At 44.9% G+C, this 15,780-nt stretch carries 20 protein-coding genes and 1 pseudogene; 9 read left to right on the forward strand and 12 right to left on the reverse strand.

The features are described from left to right. Window positions 1-33 precede the first annotated feature (33 nt). The 6 genes from ONZ52_RS13290 to ONZ52_RS13315 all read right to left on the reverse strand — a co-directional run bounded on the left by ONZ52_RS13290 (window position 34) and on the right by ONZ52_RS13315 (window position 5,207). The gene (locus tag ONZ52_RS13290) at window positions 34-843 is read right to left on the reverse strand and encodes a GntR family transcriptional regulator (protein WP_265219133.1); all 810 of its coding nucleotides are present in this window, start codon (window positions 841-843) and stop codon (window positions 34-36) included. A 77-nt stretch (window positions 844-920) separates the two neighbouring features. Then, entirely contained in the window at window positions 921-2,036 is a 1,116-nt protein-coding gene (locus ONZ52_RS13295; RefSeq protein WP_265219134.1) for an ABC transporter ATP-binding protein, read from the reverse strand. 63 nt (window positions 2,037-2,099) lie between these two features. Further along, a complete protein-coding gene (locus tag ONZ52_RS13300; protein ID WP_321160319.1) occupies window positions 2,100-2,501 on the reverse strand; it encodes a carbohydrate ABC transporter permease in 402 nt (133 codons plus the stop codon). After that, window positions 2,404-2,964 (reverse strand): carbohydrate ABC transporter permease, encoded by a 561-nt coding sequence (locus ONZ52_RS13305; protein WP_265219136.1) that lies wholly within the window; start codon window positions 2,962-2,964, stop codon window positions 2,404-2,406. The genes ONZ52_RS13300 and ONZ52_RS13305 overlap by 98 nt, the downstream gene beginning before the upstream one ends. Before the next feature lie 10 nt (window positions 2,965-2,974). Further along, window positions 2,975-3,910, reverse strand: coding sequence for a carbohydrate ABC transporter permease (locus ONZ52_RS13310; RefSeq protein ID WP_265219138.1), 936 nt, complete (start codon window positions 3,908-3,910; stop codon window positions 2,975-2,977). A gap of 85 nt (window positions 3,911-3,995) precedes the next feature. Further along, window positions 3,996-5,207, reverse strand: a complete 1,212-nt coding sequence (locus ONZ52_RS13315) for an ABC transporter substrate-binding protein (protein WP_265219139.1) — start codon at window positions 5,205-5,207, stop codon at window positions 3,996-3,998. 377 nt (window positions 5,208-5,584) lie between these two features. On the opposite strand from ONZ52_RS13315, the gene nagB reads away from it, so the two are divergent. The 7 genes from nagB to ONZ52_RS13350 all read left to right on the forward strand — a co-directional run bounded on the left by nagB (window position 5,585) and on the right by ONZ52_RS13350 (window position 9,637). Continuing rightward, window positions 5,585-6,385: a glucosamine-6-phosphate deaminase gene (gene nagB / locus ONZ52_RS13320; RefSeq protein WP_265219141.1), complete on the forward strand. Its 801-nt coding sequence runs from the start codon at window positions 5,585-5,587 to the stop codon at window positions 6,383-6,385. Window positions 6,386-6,439: 54 nt separating this feature from the next. Continuing rightward, entirely contained in the window at window positions 6,440-6,922 is a 483-nt protein-coding gene (locus ONZ52_RS13325) for a glucosamine kinase nucleotide-binding domain-containing protein (RefSeq protein ID WP_265219422.1), read from the forward strand. Then, window positions 6,858-7,265 carry a BadF/BadG/BcrA/BcrD ATPase family protein gene (locus tag ONZ52_RS13330; RefSeq protein WP_346433240.1) on the forward strand — a complete coding sequence of 136 codons (408 nt, stop codon included), beginning with the start codon at window positions 6,858-6,860 and terminating at the stop codon, window positions 7,263-7,265. Before ONZ52_RS13325 ends, ONZ52_RS13330 begins: the two co-directional genes overlap by 65 nt. Further along, entirely contained in the window at window positions 7,262-7,738 is a 477-nt protein-coding gene (locus tag ONZ52_RS13335; RefSeq protein WP_265219143.1) for a hypothetical protein, read from the forward strand. The genes ONZ52_RS13330 and ONZ52_RS13335 overlap by 4 nt, the downstream gene beginning before the upstream one ends. A 23-nt stretch (window positions 7,739-7,761) precedes the next feature. Beyond that, window positions 7,762-8,424, forward strand: coding sequence for an N-acetylglucosamine-6-phosphate deacetylase (locus ONZ52_RS13340; protein WP_265219144.1), 663 nt, complete (start codon window positions 7,762-7,764; stop codon window positions 8,422-8,424). Window positions 8,425-8,626: 202 nt separating this feature from the next. Further along, window positions 8,627-8,836, forward strand: a complete 210-nt coding sequence (locus ONZ52_RS13345) for a cold-shock protein (RefSeq protein WP_012069364.1) — start codon at window positions 8,627-8,629, stop codon at window positions 8,834-8,836. 228 nt (window positions 8,837-9,064) lie between these two features. Next, on the forward strand, window positions 9,065-9,637 hold the full coding sequence (locus tag ONZ52_RS13350) for a fasciclin domain-containing protein (protein ID WP_265219149.1): 573 nt from the start codon (window positions 9,065-9,067) through the stop codon (window positions 9,635-9,637). A gap of 90 nt (window positions 9,638-9,727) precedes the next feature. On the opposite strand, the gene ONZ52_RS13355 is transcribed toward ONZ52_RS13350, so the two are convergent. Both ONZ52_RS13355 and ONZ52_RS13360 read right to left on the reverse strand, forming a co-directional pair. Next, on the reverse strand, window positions 9,728-10,030 hold the full coding sequence (locus ONZ52_RS13355; protein ID WP_265219151.1) for a DMT family transporter: 303 nt from the start codon (window positions 10,028-10,030) through the stop codon (window positions 9,728-9,730). Between the two features lie 140 nt (window positions 10,031-10,170). Next, the gene (locus tag ONZ52_RS13360) at window positions 10,171-10,665 is read right to left on the reverse strand and encodes a DMT family transporter (RefSeq protein WP_265219153.1); all 495 of its coding nucleotides are present in this window, start codon (window positions 10,663-10,665) and stop codon (window positions 10,171-10,173) included. Window positions 10,666-10,761: 96 nt separating this feature from the next. Here ONZ52_RS13360 and ONZ52_RS13365 point away from each other — a divergent pair, with 96 nt between their 5' ends. After that, window positions 10,762-11,679, forward strand: coding sequence for a LysR family transcriptional regulator (locus ONZ52_RS13365; protein WP_265219154.1), 918 nt, complete (start codon window positions 10,762-10,764; stop codon window positions 11,677-11,679). A gap of 8 nt (window positions 11,680-11,687) precedes the next feature. Here the strand turns inward: ONZ52_RS13365 and map are convergent, their stop codons facing one another. From map to trpB, 4 genes and pseudogenes are all read right to left on the reverse strand, one after another. Next, window positions 11,688-12,461 (reverse strand): type I methionyl aminopeptidase, encoded by a 774-nt coding sequence (map, locus tag ONZ52_RS13370; protein WP_265219155.1) that lies wholly within the window; start codon window positions 12,459-12,461, stop codon window positions 11,688-11,690. Between the two features lies 1 nt (window position 12,462). Then, window positions 12,463-12,669 (reverse strand): ParD-like family protein, encoded by a 207-nt coding sequence (locus ONZ52_RS13375; protein WP_111609020.1) that lies wholly within the window; start codon window positions 12,667-12,669, stop codon window positions 12,463-12,465. 82 nt (window positions 12,670-12,751) lie between these two features. Next, window positions 12,752-13,536, reverse strand: a pseudogene (trpA, locus tag ONZ52_RS13380) (tryptophan synthase subunit alpha). Beyond that, a complete protein-coding gene (trpB, locus tag ONZ52_RS13390; RefSeq protein ID WP_265219159.1) occupies window positions 13,533-14,795 on the reverse strand; it encodes a tryptophan synthase subunit beta in 1,263 nt (420 codons plus the stop codon). Before trpB ends, trpA begins: the two are co-directional and overlap by 4 nt. A 255-nt stretch (window positions 14,796-15,050) precedes the next feature. Here trpB and ONZ52_RS13395 point away from each other — a divergent pair, with 255 nt between their 5' ends. Continuing rightward, complete coding sequence (locus tag ONZ52_RS13395; protein ID WP_265219161.1) at window positions 15,051-15,608, forward strand: TetR/AcrR family transcriptional regulator; 558 nt, start codon at window positions 15,051-15,053, stop codon at window positions 15,606-15,608. Window positions 15,609-15,780 lie beyond the last annotated feature (172 nt).

Genomic DNA, 15,780 nt, shown 5'->3' on the forward strand with positions numbered 1-15,780 from the left:
TTATTAAACACACATAAAAAAGGTTTTCTATTGTTACCGTAGAAAGCCTTTTTTTGTGATTAAATATTTGTCTTCATCAAAGTTTTTATCAAACCGTATTATGAATCTCTGCAACGAAGTCGTAAGAATCTCCCGAAACCATGAGCGAGTAAATTCAATCGGTGTGCCGTCTTGCGTCACGGCGGTACGTTCAATGTAAAGCACCGCACTGAGTTCAGGAATATCCAATAAATGCGCTCTTTGTCCATCAATGCTAATGGCTCGTAATCGTTGGAAAGCGCGAACAGGGCGGCAGCCCTGTTGTTCTAATAAGTCATAAAGCGACCCTTCCATGGCAAAGGGGTTCACAATGTAACGGCTGGGAATGGTAGCCAGTTCAAGCGCCATAGGTTTTCCGTCGGCATAACGCAAACGATAAAAACGCACCACTTCTTGTTCAGCCGAAAGGCCCAATGCTTTGCATTCATCTTCGTGCGGCATGCCTAAAGAACGATCTAGCCATTTAGACGTGATGGTTTTGCCTCGTGCTTTCATAACCTCGGTAAAGCTTCTAAGGTGGTTGAGGGGTTGTTCGACCCGCTCACTCACAAAAGTGCCAGCGCCTTGACGTTGCGTCAATACATCTTCTTTTACCAACTCATCGATGGCTCGTCGTACCGTCACTCTTGATACATCTAAGTATTTGGCAAGATCTCGCTCTGGTGGCAGTGTATCGCCACCAAGCACTCGGCCTGCAGAAATAGACGCCAGAATGGCTTTTTTTAGCTGAACATAGAGAGGAATGCCTTTTTCTCTCAATGCTTCAGCCTTGCCAAATAACTCATTAACCCGATTGTGGTTCATAGTTCCTGTCCTAAACGGGAAGGGGTTCCCGTATTCGTACTCGTTCTTGCTAAGTAAGGGCAAAGTATATTTCCGCGTTAAAGTGGTATCGACGCCGTAGAGTGGGCGTTGACCCTCGTTAATGCCTTGCCTTGGTGATCAAATAAATACAAGCGATTGGGTTGAATGCCAAAGGTTATTTTGTCACCGGCTTGGTGTTGGTTGTCGCCATCCACTTTAAGTACCATTTCGCCTTCCTGACCGATGTCGACATATAAATAAGACAACTCGCCAAGGTGTTCTATTAAAGTCACTGTGCCTTCAACGGTATTATTTTCACAGTGGAGAGCAATATGTTCTGGGCGCAAACCTAGCTTTACTATATCGCCTTTATTCAAAGACGACGAATCGATCGAGGCTTGAATAACGCGGCCAGATTCTAGCATAATTTGCGTGTTTTCTGGGTCGGAGTGATGAATTTTTGCGTTTAAAAAGTTCATTTTAGGCGAACCGATGAAACCGGCAACAAACTGTGTTTTAGGATGGTGATACAAATCTAATGGTGCGCCGACTTGTTCGACACGTCCTTTGTTCATGACGACGATTTTATCGCCCAGTGTCATGGCCTCCACTTGATCATGGGTGACGTATACGACAGTGGCTTTCAGTTCCTGATGAAGCTTGCCAAGCTCGACACGGGTTTGCACACGTAACGACGCGTCTAGATTAGACAAAGGCTCATCAAATAAGAAGACTTTTGGGTCACGGACAATGGCACGGCCGATGGCAACACGTTGACGCTGACCACCAGACAATTCTCTCGGTAATCGCTCCAATAAGTGATCAATCTTCAGCTTCTTCGCGGCTTCCATAACCTTGTTGTTCACAAACGCTTTGTCTTTTCCTGAGATTTTTAAGCCAAATGCCATGTTTTTAAACACGTTCATATGAGGGTACAAAGCATAAGATTGAAACACCATAGCGATGCCGCGCTTGGCGGGAGAGCGTCCATTAACGCGCTCGTTATCTATGTATAAATCGCCTTCGGTGATGTCTTCCAGTCCAGACAGTAAACGTAACAGAGTCGATTTACCGCAACCCGATTCGCCAATCAGCACGACGAATTCGCCATCTTTAATATCTAAGTCGATGCCATGCAGAACATCCACATCACCAAAGCGCTTTTTAATATTATTCAGTTTTACACTAGCCATAATTCTATATCTCCAACGGAGGTCTTTGCACAATCATTAATGTGCAAAGCTATTTCATAAATATTATTTAACCGCTCCGCTGGTTAAGCCGCGGATCAATTGTCTTGAGAAAATGGTGTATAGGATCAGTACAGGAACGATCGCCAAGGTTAGCGCTGACAAAACCGAGTTCCAGTCCGTCACGTATTGACCAACAAACTGCTGTACGCCAAGGGTTATAGTGCGAGTCTCTTCACCCGGCGCGAGTATCAGTGGGAACCATAAATCATTCCAAATGGGGATCATGGTAAAGACCGCGACGGTGGCCATCGCAGGTTTCAGTAGTGGTAAGATGACACAAAAGAAAATCTTGTACTCGCTAACGGAATCACAGCGTGCGGCTTCCGTGAGGCTCTTTTGGAATAGTGCGCACAAACTCCGAGAGGATGTACACAGCCAGCGGCAAGCCTTGGGCGATGTACACAAGTACCAAGGCAGTGAGCGTATTCACCAGATTCAGGTTAACCATTAGGCTTAAAATACTCACTGTCCCAAGACGGATAGGAATCATGATACCCATGGCAAACAAAAAGGTGATGAGTAAATTGCCCTTAAATTTGTATTCTGTTAGCGCCCAAGCGGCCATTGCACCTAATAAAAGCACCAAGCCGACCGCTACAATAGTGACAATCAAACTATTCCATGAATACAGCCCGAAATCTGATCGGAGTAGTACTTGCTCAAAACCCACCAGAGTGAAGGAGCTGCTGTCTGGTAACCCCAGCGGATCACGGAAAATAGCTCGGCGTTCCTTAAAGGCATTGATCACAACGACAACAATGGGGAAGAGCGCAATCACGGTATAGGCTAATAATACGGCATGTATGGTAATGCTTTTAGGTACGTATCCTATTCCTGAGGAAGGTATGAAACGACTTAATAATTTCATTATGGCCTCCTTAGAACTGGAATCGCTGAATGCGACGTTGAATGAAGAAGAGGAACAACATAACCCCCACCAAAATGATCAAAAACATCAGTGTTGCTACCGCGGCCCCCATGGAAGCGCTGCCTTGTTGAAGCTGGAAGCCAAAGAAGGTTCGGTAGAAGAAAGTCCCCATTAGATCGGTCGAAAAGTTGGGGCCAGCAAGAGCGCCTTTGACAGCATATATCAGCTCAAATGCATTGAAGTTCGCCACAAACGTCAGGATAGATACCATGGCAATAGTGGGCAAAATAAGGGGAAGTTTAATATGCCAAAAAGTCTGGAATGAATTGGCACCATCCACCACACTGGCATCGACAATGTCATCAGGAATATTGAGTAAGGTGGCATAAATCAACATCATCGGAATACCGACAAACTGCCACACTGAGATAAAAGCCAAAGTAATCAGCGCACTGCTTTCTTTGCCTAGCCATGCATCGAAATATTGACCTAAGCCAATAGTATAGAGAAAGTCTTCGGAAATACCCCAAATAGGGCTTAACAAAAGCTGCCAAACGAAACCAATGATGACCACAGACAGCATAGTCGGCATAAAGATAAGTGTTCGATAAGTGCCGGATAAACGCAATTTAGGCGTACTTAACAAAACCGCTAAAATCAGACCAATGGGGTTTTGTACCAGCATATGAATCGCGAAAAAGGTGAAGTTGTTACCGAGTGCGTTCCAAAAAGCTTGCGACCAAGTATCGTCAGTGATCAAGGTAATAAAATTCTGTAAACCGACAAAGTGGCTTTGCCCTTGTTGCTCGTTGTATAAGCTTAAGACGAGCGTATCGAGCAAAGGGTAAACGCTAAAAACAACGTAAATAAGCAACCCAGGTCCAAGGAAAAAGACCAAATGCCACGGAAAAGGTTTCTTTTCGTCATGTTGGTTGGATGGATTCATAGTTCATCTCAATATAATGTGCCGTTTAGATAAAAGCCTCTTAGTTAAAAGGTCGCCCAAGTGGACGACCTTTTACGGAGTTATTTTATTGCTGAGGTTTGTACCATTGGGCTAAACCGTCTTGCACTTCTTTGGCGGCCGCTTCTGGTGTCATGGTGCCATTGATGACTTGAGCGCTGACGTTCCAAAGTTGGTTTTCTAGGTTTGGTGTGCCACGAGACAAGATCTGGTAGGAGTTGCGAATGGTTGATTCGCACTGCTGACGCCAGCTCATAAATTCTTGTGCCACAGGGTCTTTAATGTCGATTTGATGGTTAGACAGTGGGAAAAAACCTGGTACTTCATTAGCATACAGCGTGGCGAATTCTTTGCTGGCCATCCAATTTAAGAAGACTGTTGCGGCTTCTTTGTTGGTGGAATTTGCATTGATCGCAATGCCCATATCTGTGTGGTCACTGATGTAGCAAGTGTCTCCCGCTTTCGCCACTGGAGGTGGAAACGCACCAAATTCAAAATCCGCTTGATTGTTGAACGTCTGAATATCCCAAGACCCTGCTGGGTAAATAGCCGCACGACCTAAGGTGAACAGGTTCTGTGAGTCGGAATATTTTTGTGCTTCAAAACCTCGACCTAGATACGGTTTCCACTGGGCAAGTTCTTTCCAAGTATCGACGTAGGCTTGGTCGGTTAATTTTTCTTTACCGCTTAATAGCGCTTTGCGGCCTTTTTCACCTTTCCAATGGTTTGGTCCTATATTTTGGAAACCCATTGTCGCCGCTTCCCACTGATCGGCCGTTCCCATGGCTAAGGGGGTATAACGACTTTCGGACTTAATCGTCTCCAGTGTTTTGAAGAATTCATCCCGAGTGTTGGGAATAGACAGATTCAGTTCCTTGAATATTTCTTTGTTATAAACAAAACCGTGAATAACCGAGGCAACTGGCATACAGAACTGGTCTTTACCATCGTCCGTGACCCATGCGCTTTTTGCTACGTCAGAGAATTGCTTTAGACCTTCTAGGTCATTTAGGTTGGCGAGATAACCGTCTTTATAAAGGTCTAATGCCGTATCGAACGGACGACAAGTGATTAAATCGCCAGCAGAGCCAGCTTTCAATTTTGCTTGTAAGGCCGAGTTGTATTCGGTTGGTGGGGTAGGAGCAAAGTTAATTTGTGTATCCGGATGGCTTTTATTGAAAGCGGGAATGATGACATCAGACCAGATGTTAGCGTCATCGCTGCGCCAGCTTTCGATCGACAAGCTGCTAGCGGCCTGAACAGCACTTGTGCTACTCATTAGTATAGCGGCTAGGCAGGTTAACTTTGATACTGTTTTTGTGGGTGTTTTTGTTGCGGTTCTTGTTTTAAGTGAAGCGTAACGAACATTAAACATGAGTACTCTCCGATTGTTATTTCCAATTGTGCTGAGGTTGCTTTTTTTATTAGGTTTTTGCTGACCTCTGTACGACGACTGAGCTTCTATCATCGTAAAGTGGCCTGTCTAAAAAATAACATTGGTATTTTTTAGGTATTGCTAAGTTTTGAAAATTAGCACCAATTTCCCCCTCAAGCAAATAAATATGACAATTTTATGGAAAATAATGTCATGTTAGGTTTTAATTGGTTTTATATTGGTTCTATTTTGGTTTGTTTTGAAGAGTAAAGAGGGGTTCTATGCAGGTCATTATTCTCCCGTCCACGCACGATGTTGCTTTATATGCGGCTGATCGTGTTGTCGATGTGATTAATACTAAGACAAACCCTGTTTTAGGGTTGGCGACAGGATCAACGCCCATTGCTTTGTACGAGGAGCTGGTAGCACGTTATCAAGCTAAGCAAGTATCGTTTCGACAGGTGATCAGTTTTAATCTGGATGAGTACATTGGTATCACTGACAGTCATGAGCAGAGTTATCGTACGTTTATGAACCAGCATTTGTTTGATCACATTGATATTGCCAAGTCGAACACGCATGTGCCTTTGGCAGAGAGCAAAGATGCGATTGTCTTAAAGAAAAGTGCACAGGATTATGAAGCAAGTATTCAACAGGCTGGTGGTATCGATTTGCAGATTTTAGGAATTGGCTTGAATGGTCACATTGGCTTTAACGAGCCGACTTCTAGCTTTGCTTCTCGAACGCGTATTAAAACATTGTCAGAATCAACCGTTGCAGCAAATAAGCGGTTTTTTAAAGCGGGTGAATACCAACCGCAATTAGCTTTAACCATGGGGATTGGGTCCATTTTGGACAGTCGAGCGGTGCTGTTAATGGCAACGGGAAAGGCAAAGGCTGAGGCGGTAAAGGCCATGATTGAAGGGCCACTTTCTGCTATGTGTCCGGCGTCGGCACTGCAACTGCATGAGGCAACGACCATCGTATTGGACGAAGACGCCGCGAGTTTGTTAGCGCTAAAAGACTACTACCAATGGTGTGAGCTAAAACGCCAGCAATTGTATGAAGGAAGTTTGACATGAGCGGTTTATATATAGGAGTGGACGGAGGAGGCACATTCTGTCGAGTTCCGCTTGGTGGATAGCGATGACCATATATTGGGTGAAGCGGTTGGTGGTTCCGGTAATCCTCGAATTGGCATTGAGGCGGCATGGCAAAATATTATCAATGCCTGTCTTGAGGCCTGTCGTCAAGGCAATATTCCACCTCAGGCGTATGCAAAAATTACCCTTGGCTTAGGCTTGGCGGGTGCCAATCAGCCGTTAGAGCAAGAGCTGGTTATTGCCCAAAAGTCTCCATTTGGGCAGCGCTATTTATTAACCGATGCGCACGCGGCTTGTCTGGGGGCGTTTAATGGTGAAGACGGCGCGTTATTGATATTGGGCACGGGTAGTTGCGGTGTGGTGTATCAAAACGAAAGATTCAGTATCGTGGGTGGCTGGGGCTTTCCATTATCTGACCAAGGAAGCGAGTCCTCGTATTGGCTTGTCCGCATTGGAATATTCGTTAGCAGCGTTAGATGGTATTTCTCCTTCGACACCCTTTACCGACAGCATTAACGCTGAATTTTCGTTGTCAGCAGAAGAGTACGTTTTGTATCAGAACCGTGCGCCATTGCCGAAAGAATACGGCGCTTTTGCTGTTCAGGTGTTTCAATTTGCTCAACAAAAAGACCCCATTGCGCTGAAAATTATTCAACAGCAAGTAGAGTGGGTAAGTCAGTATTTAGACGCTTTAATAGCGAAAGGCGCCCAGAAGATTGTTTTAGTGGGTGGTGTCTCAGAAGCCATTTTAAGTTATTTGCCAGAGCGCTTTTTAACGTATTTTTGTCCTCCGCAAGGGGATGCCATGGCGGGTGCGATTTTGATGGCTAAGGCTCAGATAGGAAGGAAGGCAATATGACGGAGCATACAGTGACAAGGGTATTTGCAAAGCGTCTGTTTGATGGCGAGCACTGGCTCACGAATCAGCTGGTGACCTTCAAAGGGCAGATGATTGAATCCGTTGAGTCGGCCACGATGTCAACCAATGGGGAGATAGAGATGCTTGATGTATTGGTACCTGGCTTTATTGATGTCCATGTAAACGGCGGAGGCGGTGCATTGTTTAACCATACGCCGACGATAGAAGCATTAGAGCGTATGGTGGCGGTGCATGCTCAATTTGGCACGGTTGCCATGATGCCGACCTTAATATCGGATGATTATGACGTTATGTCACAAGCTCATCATGCGGTTTGCCAAGCGTTAGAGCAAAACATGGCGGGGATTTTAGGGATGCATTATGAGGTCTTTACCTCAATCCCATTCGCAAGGGGGTTCATAATGAATCTAAGTTACGCAAGCCGACCGAAGGTACGTTATCGACTTTATTAAATGTCAGCCGTAGTGGAAAACTTATGGTGACATTGGCGCCAGAGCAGGTGCCAGAAGGTTTTATCGAATGGTTGGTTTCCGAAGGGGCGATTGTGTGTATTGGTCATTCTGCGGCAAGCTATGATCAAGCAAGGCAAGCCGTGATGAGTGGTGCTCGCGGTTTTACGCATTTGTTTAATGCCATGACGCCGTTAGTAAGTCGTGAGCCTGGTGTGGTGGGTGCCGCTTTACAAACAGATTTACCGACTTGGTGCGGCCTCATTGCCGATGGACATCATGTCCATCCTGCCTCGATGCGTGTCGCCATTGCGGCGAAAGGGTCTGAACACATGCTTTTGGTCACCGATGCCATTCAAAGTGTGGGGTCAGATGAAAAAGAAATGCCATTTTTGGGTAAGAGAGTACTGCGCAGTGAAGGCAAAGTGACCACCGAAGACGGCACGCTTGCAGGGTCGGATTTAGACATGGCAACGGCGGTACGCAATGCGATTTCTTTAATTGGGCGAACACCAGCGGAAGCCTTACAGATGGCGTCGTTAAGACCCGCAGAATTTCTCGGTCTTGAACATCAGTTTGGTCGCATTAAACCGGGTTACCGAGCGAGCCTTGTTGCCTTAAATGAAGACTTCGTTGTGAAAGCGACATGGATAGATGGGCAGAAGGTATGGGGATCGGTCATGGCGTAATTTAAATAAATTGCAATAAAGCTATCTATCTTAGAGTTATGTCTATACTATGGCTTTTCCAGCTAGAAAGAAGTCTATAATTATTAACTCTGCAATACGTTGTTTTATTCATAAAATCCTCGTCCTGAAAGTTTCTAAGTACCAGTCTATTTTTTTGCAAAATCGGTCTATAAAAGACCATTCAAACTTCAGGAAAATATTTATGTCTAATACAGTGAAAGGAACCGTTAAGTGGTTCAACGAAATTAAAGGTTTTGGTTTTATTGAGCAAGAGTCTGGCCCAGATGTGTTCGCACATTTTAGCGCCATTGCTAGCTCAGGATTCAAAACTTTGGCTGAAGGCCAACAAGTAGAATTCGTTGTGACTGCTGGCCAAAAAGGTCCTCAAGCAGAAAATATTACAGTACTTTAATTAGCTACTAAGCCTATTTAAAAAAGGGTAAGTTCCTCGGAGCTTACCCTTTTTTTTGTGCTTGGCATAATGGATTCTCTCTAATTGATCTTATTCAGTGTATTTGTTTCTCTTATTTTCAAGCTTAGGTTTACTGATTTTTTAAAAAAGTGAAACCTTTTTGAATTCACACCGTATCTCCTTATGACCATGGCGAATTGTTATGGATAATTAGATCGGAGAAAAACAATGAAATTATTAAGTCTTGTTTCTATTGCGACAATTGTGACGCTTGCTGGCTGTTCTGCTGGTGGTATGAAAAGTGCCGATGAGAACACTAACCCAATGGTGGGTGGTGCTTCGATGTATGCGAGCAAAAATATCATAGAAAATGCCGTGAACTCAAAAGACCATACGACGCTTGTTGCGGCAGTTAAGGCTGCCGGCTTGGTTGAAACTCTACAAGGCCCTGGACCCTTTACCGTCTTTGCGCCAACGAATGCAGCGTTTGATCAATTGCCCGAAGGCGCGGTGGAAAATCTCCTAAAGCCAGAAAATAAAGCCGATTTGGCTAAAGTCTTAGCGTGCCATGTTGTCAAAGCGGATACTTTATCTGGCGCGATCAAAACGATGATTGATGACGACAAGGGCAAACATCCAGTGCCTACCATCGGTGGATGTACATTAATGGCGACTTACATGGGCGATAAAATCATGCTTGAAGACGAAAATGGTCGAGTGGCCCACGTGACGATTGCCGATGTTAAGCAGTCTAATGGTGTCATTCACGTGGTTGATGCGGTACTTTTGCCTAAGCAATAAAATGTTGATAGTACTTAATCGGCAGCGATTATTGTGTCGCACCCAAACCATGCTTGATCTCTATATCAGATAGAGATCAAGCATGGTTTGTTATAGTGGTGTGTTTTTTTGTGTTGAAGCCATTAGGGTTGCTAATAAAATACAACCGCCACCAATCATTTGAATGGTATTTAAGGATTCTCCTAGCCAAACAAAGGCAAATAAAGCACCAAAGGCGGGTTCAGATCCAGTGAGCAGGGCGACTCGTGATGGGGTGGTGTGTTTCACGCCAAAGTTTTGTGCAAACAAGGCGAAGACGGTGCAGAAGAGTGCGAGATAGAAGGCCGCTAGCCAAAAAGCTATGTTGGTTGGAAAGAGTTGCTCTATCGAATGACCGTTGCTTAAAAAAATCATTAAAGCACCAAAGGGTAACCACACTGGCCTGAATGCTTGTGGTGCTTAGTGCCGAGAGTGCTTTTCCTTTCAATAGCGTTTTTGTTGTGACGACCATGCAAGCACGCAAAAACGCAGCGAGTAAAATACAGTAATCGCCCTTATTGAGACTCTAGAGAAAGAATGTCAAAAGCGTTTGAGCTTGAGTTTTGTGTGGTCAGTAAAAAGACGCCGAACAATGATAGTAGGGCAAACAAGATGATATTTGCACTGGGTAACTTTCTCTCAGTGATAGCTTCGACAAATGGCGTGATTAGTACACATAAACTGATTAAAAATGCGGCTTTTGATGCTGTTGTGTGAAAGACGCCATAGATTTCCGCTAGGAAAATACACAATAAAATCCCCCCTGTCGGTATGGCGTATTTCCAGTCTTTTGCTAACCCTGCCCGCCATTCTTTTATGAAAACAGGAGCCAGTAGCATTGAGGTTAAAGCAAACCGAATGACGATAAAAGCAAGCACACCAGTGTAGAGCAAGGCTTCTTTGGTGATGCCATAACTGGTTCCCCAAAAGAAAGCGGTTAATAAAAGTGATAATTCCGCCATAGGAAGTTTTGCTAAAATGAGTGGCATGTTAAATGTTTTTGATAGCATGTTATTCTCGATAAGAGGATGAGTGACGTTAGAAAGTATGCTAGCTTGTGCCTGTGTAAAACATAATTGGCCAAATAATCAAAAGACTTATGACTCATGGACACAAATAAACTGATTGCCCTATTACCTGATATGGCGGCTTTTGTAGCTGTGGTTGAAACGGGCAGCTTTACTAAAGCGGCGCTGAAGCTTGGTGTGACACCATCAGGTGTTAGTCGACAAGTATCTCGAATGGAAACAGCCTTATCGGCCGTGTTGATAGAGCGCACCACCCGACAACAAGCCATTACCTTGGTGGGTAGAGCTGTATACGAGCAGTGTCGCCAAATGTTAGACAGTGCAAAAGAAGCTGTCATTGCCTCTGAAAATAATGCCAACGAGGCTGTGGGGCGTTTGCGTATTGCTGCGCCAGACTCATTGGCAAGGCAAGTATTAGAACCCTTGTTAGTGGAATTTATGGCCCTGTATCCAGCGATTTCTCTGCAAGTCCGGGTGACGGATTTGCGCGTTGATCCAGCGTATCAGAATGTGGATTTGGTGTTTTATGTAGCCGAAAAGCCCTATGAGCATTTGGTGTGTAAAACCTTGGGTGGGGTTCGCTCTATTCTTTGTGCAAGTTCACAATATTTGGCAGAGTACGGCATACCAGACTCGCCAGAGGACTTAGTAGATCACCTGTGTTTGCCGCTTGGTTTGTTTGATGGTGATAATATTTGGTCGTTTACGCAAGGCGACCACAAAGTCGTGGTGACAGTGGATGGACGTTATATCAATAACGATGCCGAAATGCGATTAAAGGGAGTAAAGCAAGGCTTCGGCATTGCCCCTTTTCCGGATTTTGTTGTCTGGGAATCGCTAGAAAAAGGCGAAGTTGTTCAGGTGCTTGCCGATTGGCAGTTGAACAGCGATTTTCAAGGGGGCATTCACATGCAGTTTCCTGCGATGCGGTTTATGCCCAATAAACTGCGAGTGTTTATCGATTTTATGGAAAAACGCTGGGCAGCCTCCATTTAAATCTACCCTTATTTTAAGATTTCTTCGTTTCTTAAAGTCAGTACTTCATAACCTGTCGATGTTACTAAGATGGTATGTTCCCACTGCGCAGATAATTTCTTATCAGCGGTCACAACCGTCCAGTCGTCTTTTTTTGTCTTGGTTTTGGCTTTACCTTGGTTGATCATGGGTTCAATGGTAAAGGTCATGCCTTCTTCCAATGTCATGCCTGTTCCTGCTTTACCGTAATGCAATATTTGTGGCTCTTCGTGCATGTCGCGGCCAATGCCATGACCACAATATTCTTTGACCACCGAATAGCCTTTGCTTTCTGCTAAGCTTTGAATCGCGGCTCCTATGTCGCCTAAAGTTGCGCCAGGTTTTACTTTTTTGATTCCAACCCACATCGCTTCATAGGTGGTTTTGACTAATCGTTTAGCAATAGGGTTCGCATCGCTCATGACATACATTTTGCTGGAATCGGCGATAAAGCCGTTCTTTTCTAGGGTGATGTCCAAATTGACGATGTCTTTTGCTTTGAGCCTTTGGTTGTCACTTGGAACGCCGTGACAAACGACTTCATTGATTGACGAGTTAAGCACAAATTCATAGCCGTATTGACCTAGACTCGCCGGTCTGGCATTGAGTTCATGACGAATGAAGTCTTCAACTTTGTTGTTAATTTCTAAGGTTGAAACGCCTTCTTTGACAAAATCATCGAGCATATGAAATACGCGGGCTAATAATTTGCCAGACTCACGCATGAAGTCGATTTCAGCTGGGGTTTTGATCTGTACTTGCATGTTATTTGACGGCTTTCAATGGTGTTTCTGTGTTGGCATTAGCCAGTTCATTGGCGATCAATTCAGAAAAGGTGAGGGTTGGGTTAAGCTCGGCTAAGCGTCCCATTTTTATCCAAAATTCGGCTTGCGCATTGATAGAGCGAGACATGACATGGCAGCTTTTGCGGATGTCATCGTGAAGTTCGTCGGAGATTTTAATAATGCCCATGAATATATGATCCATATATGAATTGTATGTAAATCATATATTCATGGGTGTGGCTTTTCAAGTGCTATTTATGGATTCGCTTTTAGTGGAACAAGTCTTTTATCAGCTTGATGCCTTGGTCTTGGCCGCCTTTGTTGTACGCATCTAATAACGCAGAACCCAAGATGGCAATATCGGCTTTGCCGGTTAGCTGTTCTATCTGTTCACGGTGACGTAAGCCAAATCCTACGCCCATGGGGGCGCTAGCATGAGTTTTAATTTCTGCTAGATAATCGTCCAGTACGTTCACCTTGCTCTTGCCTTCATGGACAGAGTGTCCAGTCACGCCAGATCGTGCAACACAATACAGGAAGCCACTTGCTTGGCCTGCCAGCATGGCTAAACGATCTTTTGGTGTCGCAGGCGTTACCAGCCAAACGGGATCGATGCCGTTGGCTTTACAAGCCGCTTGATAGGTTGCTGCTTGTTCAATTGGCAGGTCCGGTAGGATTAAGCCTAGAATATTTTCCTCTGCTGCGCGTTTGGCTAGCTTGTCTAAACCAAAGCGATACATGGGGTTTAGGTAGCTCATCAACACAATGCGGCTGTCAGGAAGTTCTTTGCTAACTTGCCAAGCTGAGACAAGCACGTTTCTACATCCAATTTATGTTCTAGCGCTTTATGGCAGGCGGCAACAATGCTTGGGCCGTCGGCAACGGGATCGGAAAAAGGAAATTGCACTTCAATGAAATCGACGCCTTCCTGCATCAGTCTTTTCATCCAATCTAAGCTTTCCTCAACACTTGGGTAACCGTAAACCACATGCGTCATCGACAAAATAGGCTTTTGTTGGCGTTTCTGATGAATAAAATCCGCTAACTGGCTCATGCGTTTTGCTCCTTATGGTCAGCGTGGTTGGTTGGGTAAGAAGCAAGATAATCGGTCAAAAACTGCGGGAAGGTTTCGTCTTGCACCGCTTTTGCTACGTTAAAGATGTCTTTGTCACCGCGACCTGAAAGGTTGATGACAATCTTTGAGTCTTTTGGCAAGTTCGGTGCGTCTTTAAAAGCACCTGCTAATGCATGGGACGATTCTAGCGCAGGAATGATGCCTTCTTTTTTCAGTAGAAGAGTGCAAGCGGCAATCACGTCATCGTCCATGGCGTAGGTCATCTTGATGCGACCAATTTCCGCCAAATGGGCGATGATAGGGGAGACTCCAACATAGTCTAAACCCGCTGCGATAGAGTGTGTTTCTTGCAGCTGTCCAGCGTCATCTTGCAAAAACATGGTCGCAAAACCTTGTGCGATACCAGGCTGTCCAAGATTGTGAGATAAGCGAATAGAGTGCTCGCCAAGCTCCAAACCTTTGCCGCCCGCTTCGACGCCGACCATTTCCACGTCTTTGTCATCGAGGAAAGGCAGGAACAAACCACAAGCGTTTGAACCTCCACCAACACAAGCGTATAGGCGATCCGGGAATTGACCGAATTGTGTGATACTTTGCTCGCGCACTTCGTTGCCAATCACAGATTGAAAATAGGCCACCATTTCAGGGAAAGGCGCGCAACCACAGGAGGTGCCAATTAGGTAATGACTTTCTTCGTGGCTAGAAGACCAGTCACGTAGCGCTTCATCTAATGCATCCCGTAGAGTTTGTGCGCCAGTAGTGACGGGCACCACGGTTGCGCCAAGTTGTTTCATCCAGAAAACGTTTGGATACTGACGCTCAATGTCTTTTGCGCCCATGTAAATCGTACATTCAAGGCCCAAGCGTGCCGCGACAAGGGCAGTAGCGATACCATGCTGACCCGCGCCTGTTTCGGCAATCACGCGCTTTTTACCCATACGCTTAACCAACAAACCTTGGCCAATCACGTTGTTCATCTTGTGTGCGCCACTGTGGTTTAAATCTTCACGTTTAAGGTAAATTTGTGCGCCGCCAAAGTGTTCGGTCAAATTCGCACAAAACGTCAGTGGCGTAGGGCGGCCAGAAAACTGCTGCCATTGTTTATTCAGCTCAGCGAGAAACTCTGAGTCGTTTTTGGCTTCTTCGAACGCATGTAAAATTTGCTGTTGGCTCGAATAAAGGATTTCAGGAATATAGCTACCGCCGTATTGCCCGTAGAAACCGTTCTCGCTTTGCATGACTTGCTCCTAAATCTCTATTTATTTAACTATACCGTTTAGTTAATTTAATGCGATCATGAGTGTTCGTCAAGTGCTGTCGAACTTCTTTTTTATGTATAATCTACGAGTCGGGTTTGTGTTGGGTAAAGTGCTTGGTGGTTTTTGTAGGGCATTAGTGAAGCGTAATGTGCCGATTTTTGGTTTCTATACGGTAATTATTGTAAGACTAAGATTTTTAAGGGGTGACTCCCTTTAATTATTTGAGAGGACGTTATGGCAAGAGGAAGACCCAGTAAAAAAGCCCACATAGTAACCGTGGCATCAAGCTTGTTTACTGAGCAGGGTTATCAAAGTACCAGTATTGACCAAGTGGTATTGGCTGCCGCGGTGTCGAAACCGACGGTCTACAGTAATTTTCCAACCAAGCTTGTGTTGTGGGAAACCGTATTGATGTCACTCACCGAGCAAGCGCAAGTCAAAATGCAGGCACGTTTAGAAAAGTTGCAGACGAAAAAAGACGCGACTCTGATTTCTGGGTGGATTGTATTATGGGAGCTATGGATCAATAAACCAGAGCACCTTGCCGTGTATCGTATTTTACTGGGCGAGCAACATAAAATGGCAGCCTCTACCTTTGCTTTGTTTGCCGAATTTGAAGCGGTATTAGAGTCTACATTGCAGGTATGGGTTGCCCAATATTCTCTTTCGACGATGAATTTTTTTGCATTAAAAGCGGTAAGTAGAGAAGCGTTATTAATGCCTGCATTGATGAATCAGTCAATGATGAATAAGACGGACTTGATGCGTCAGCTTGATAGTTTGATGAAATAGCTGAACTTGATGTCGCCCTTTGTTCACCGAGCAATATCGTAGCACGACCTACACAAAACCATGTAGGTCGCGCCTTTAGGCCGACAAAAAGCCGATTACACAAACCAAGCCCTCGTCGCGCTAAAGGCGCGACCTTGTATCTCTTCTTGATGAGTGTTTAGCTAGCACTTAT

This window comes from Marinomonas rhodophyticola (assembly GCF_026113935.1).
Lineage (GTDB): Bacteria > Pseudomonadota > Gammaproteobacteria > Pseudomonadales > Marinomonadaceae > Marinomonas > Marinomonas rhodophyticola.

Coding starts and splice junctions, on each gene's coding strand:
- ONZ52_RS13350 (WP_265219149.1), top strand. CDS start 9,065: ATGAAATTATTAAGTCTTGTTTCTATTGCGACAATTGTGACGCTTGCT.
- trpB (WP_265219159.1), bottom strand. CDS start 14,795: ATGCAAAGCGAGAACGGTTTCTACGGGCAATACGGCGGTAGCTATATT.
- ONZ52_RS13290 (WP_265219133.1), bottom strand. CDS start 843: ATGAACCACAATCGGGTTAATGAGTTATTTGGCAAGGCTGAAGCATTG.
- ONZ52_RS13365 (WP_265219154.1), top strand. CDS start 10,762: ATGGACACAAATAAACTGATTGCCCTATTACCTGATATGGCGGCTTTT.
- ONZ52_RS13305 (WP_265219136.1), bottom strand. CDS start 2,964: ATGAAATTATTAAGTCGTTTCATACCTTCCTCAGGAATAGGATACGTA.
- ONZ52_RS13375 (WP_111609020.1), bottom strand. CDS start 12,669: ATGGGCATTATTAAAATCTCCGACGAACTTCACGATGACATCCGCAAA.
- nagB (WP_265219141.1), top strand. CDS start 5,585: ATGCAGGTCATTATTCTCCCGTCCACGCACGATGTTGCTTTATATGCG.
- map (WP_265219155.1), bottom strand. CDS start 12,461: ATGCAAGTACAGATCAAAACCCCAGCTGAAATCGACTTCATGCGTGAG.
- ONZ52_RS13395 (WP_265219161.1), top strand. CDS start 15,051: ATGGCAAGAGGAAGACCCAGTAAAAAAGCCCACATAGTAACCGTGGCA.
- ONZ52_RS13310 (WP_265219138.1), bottom strand. CDS start 3,910: ATGAATCCATCCAACCAACATGACGAAAAGAAACCTTTTCCGTGGCAT.
- ONZ52_RS13315 (WP_265219139.1), bottom strand. CDS start 5,207: ATGAGTAGCACAAGTGCTGTTCAGGCCGCTAGCAGCTTGTCGATCGAA.
- ONZ52_RS13335 (WP_265219143.1), top strand. CDS start 7,262: ATGACGGAGCATACAGTGACAAGGGTATTTGCAAAGCGTCTGTTTGAT.
- ONZ52_RS13355 (WP_265219151.1), bottom strand. CDS start 10,030: ATGATTTTTTTAAGCAACGGTCATTCGATAGAGCAACTCTTTCCAACC.
- ONZ52_RS13340 (WP_265219144.1), top strand. CDS start 7,762: ATGGTGACATTGGCGCCAGAGCAGGTGCCAGAAGGTTTTATCGAATGG.
- ONZ52_RS13345 (WP_012069364.1), top strand. CDS start 8,627: ATGTCTAATACAGTGAAAGGAACCGTTAAGTGGTTCAACGAAATTAAA.
- ONZ52_RS13360 (WP_265219153.1), bottom strand. CDS start 10,665: ATGCTATCAAAAACATTTAACATGCCACTCATTTTAGCAAAACTTCCT.
- ONZ52_RS13295 (WP_265219134.1), bottom strand. CDS start 2,036: ATGGCTAGTGTAAAACTGAATAATATTAAAAAGCGCTTTGGTGATGTG.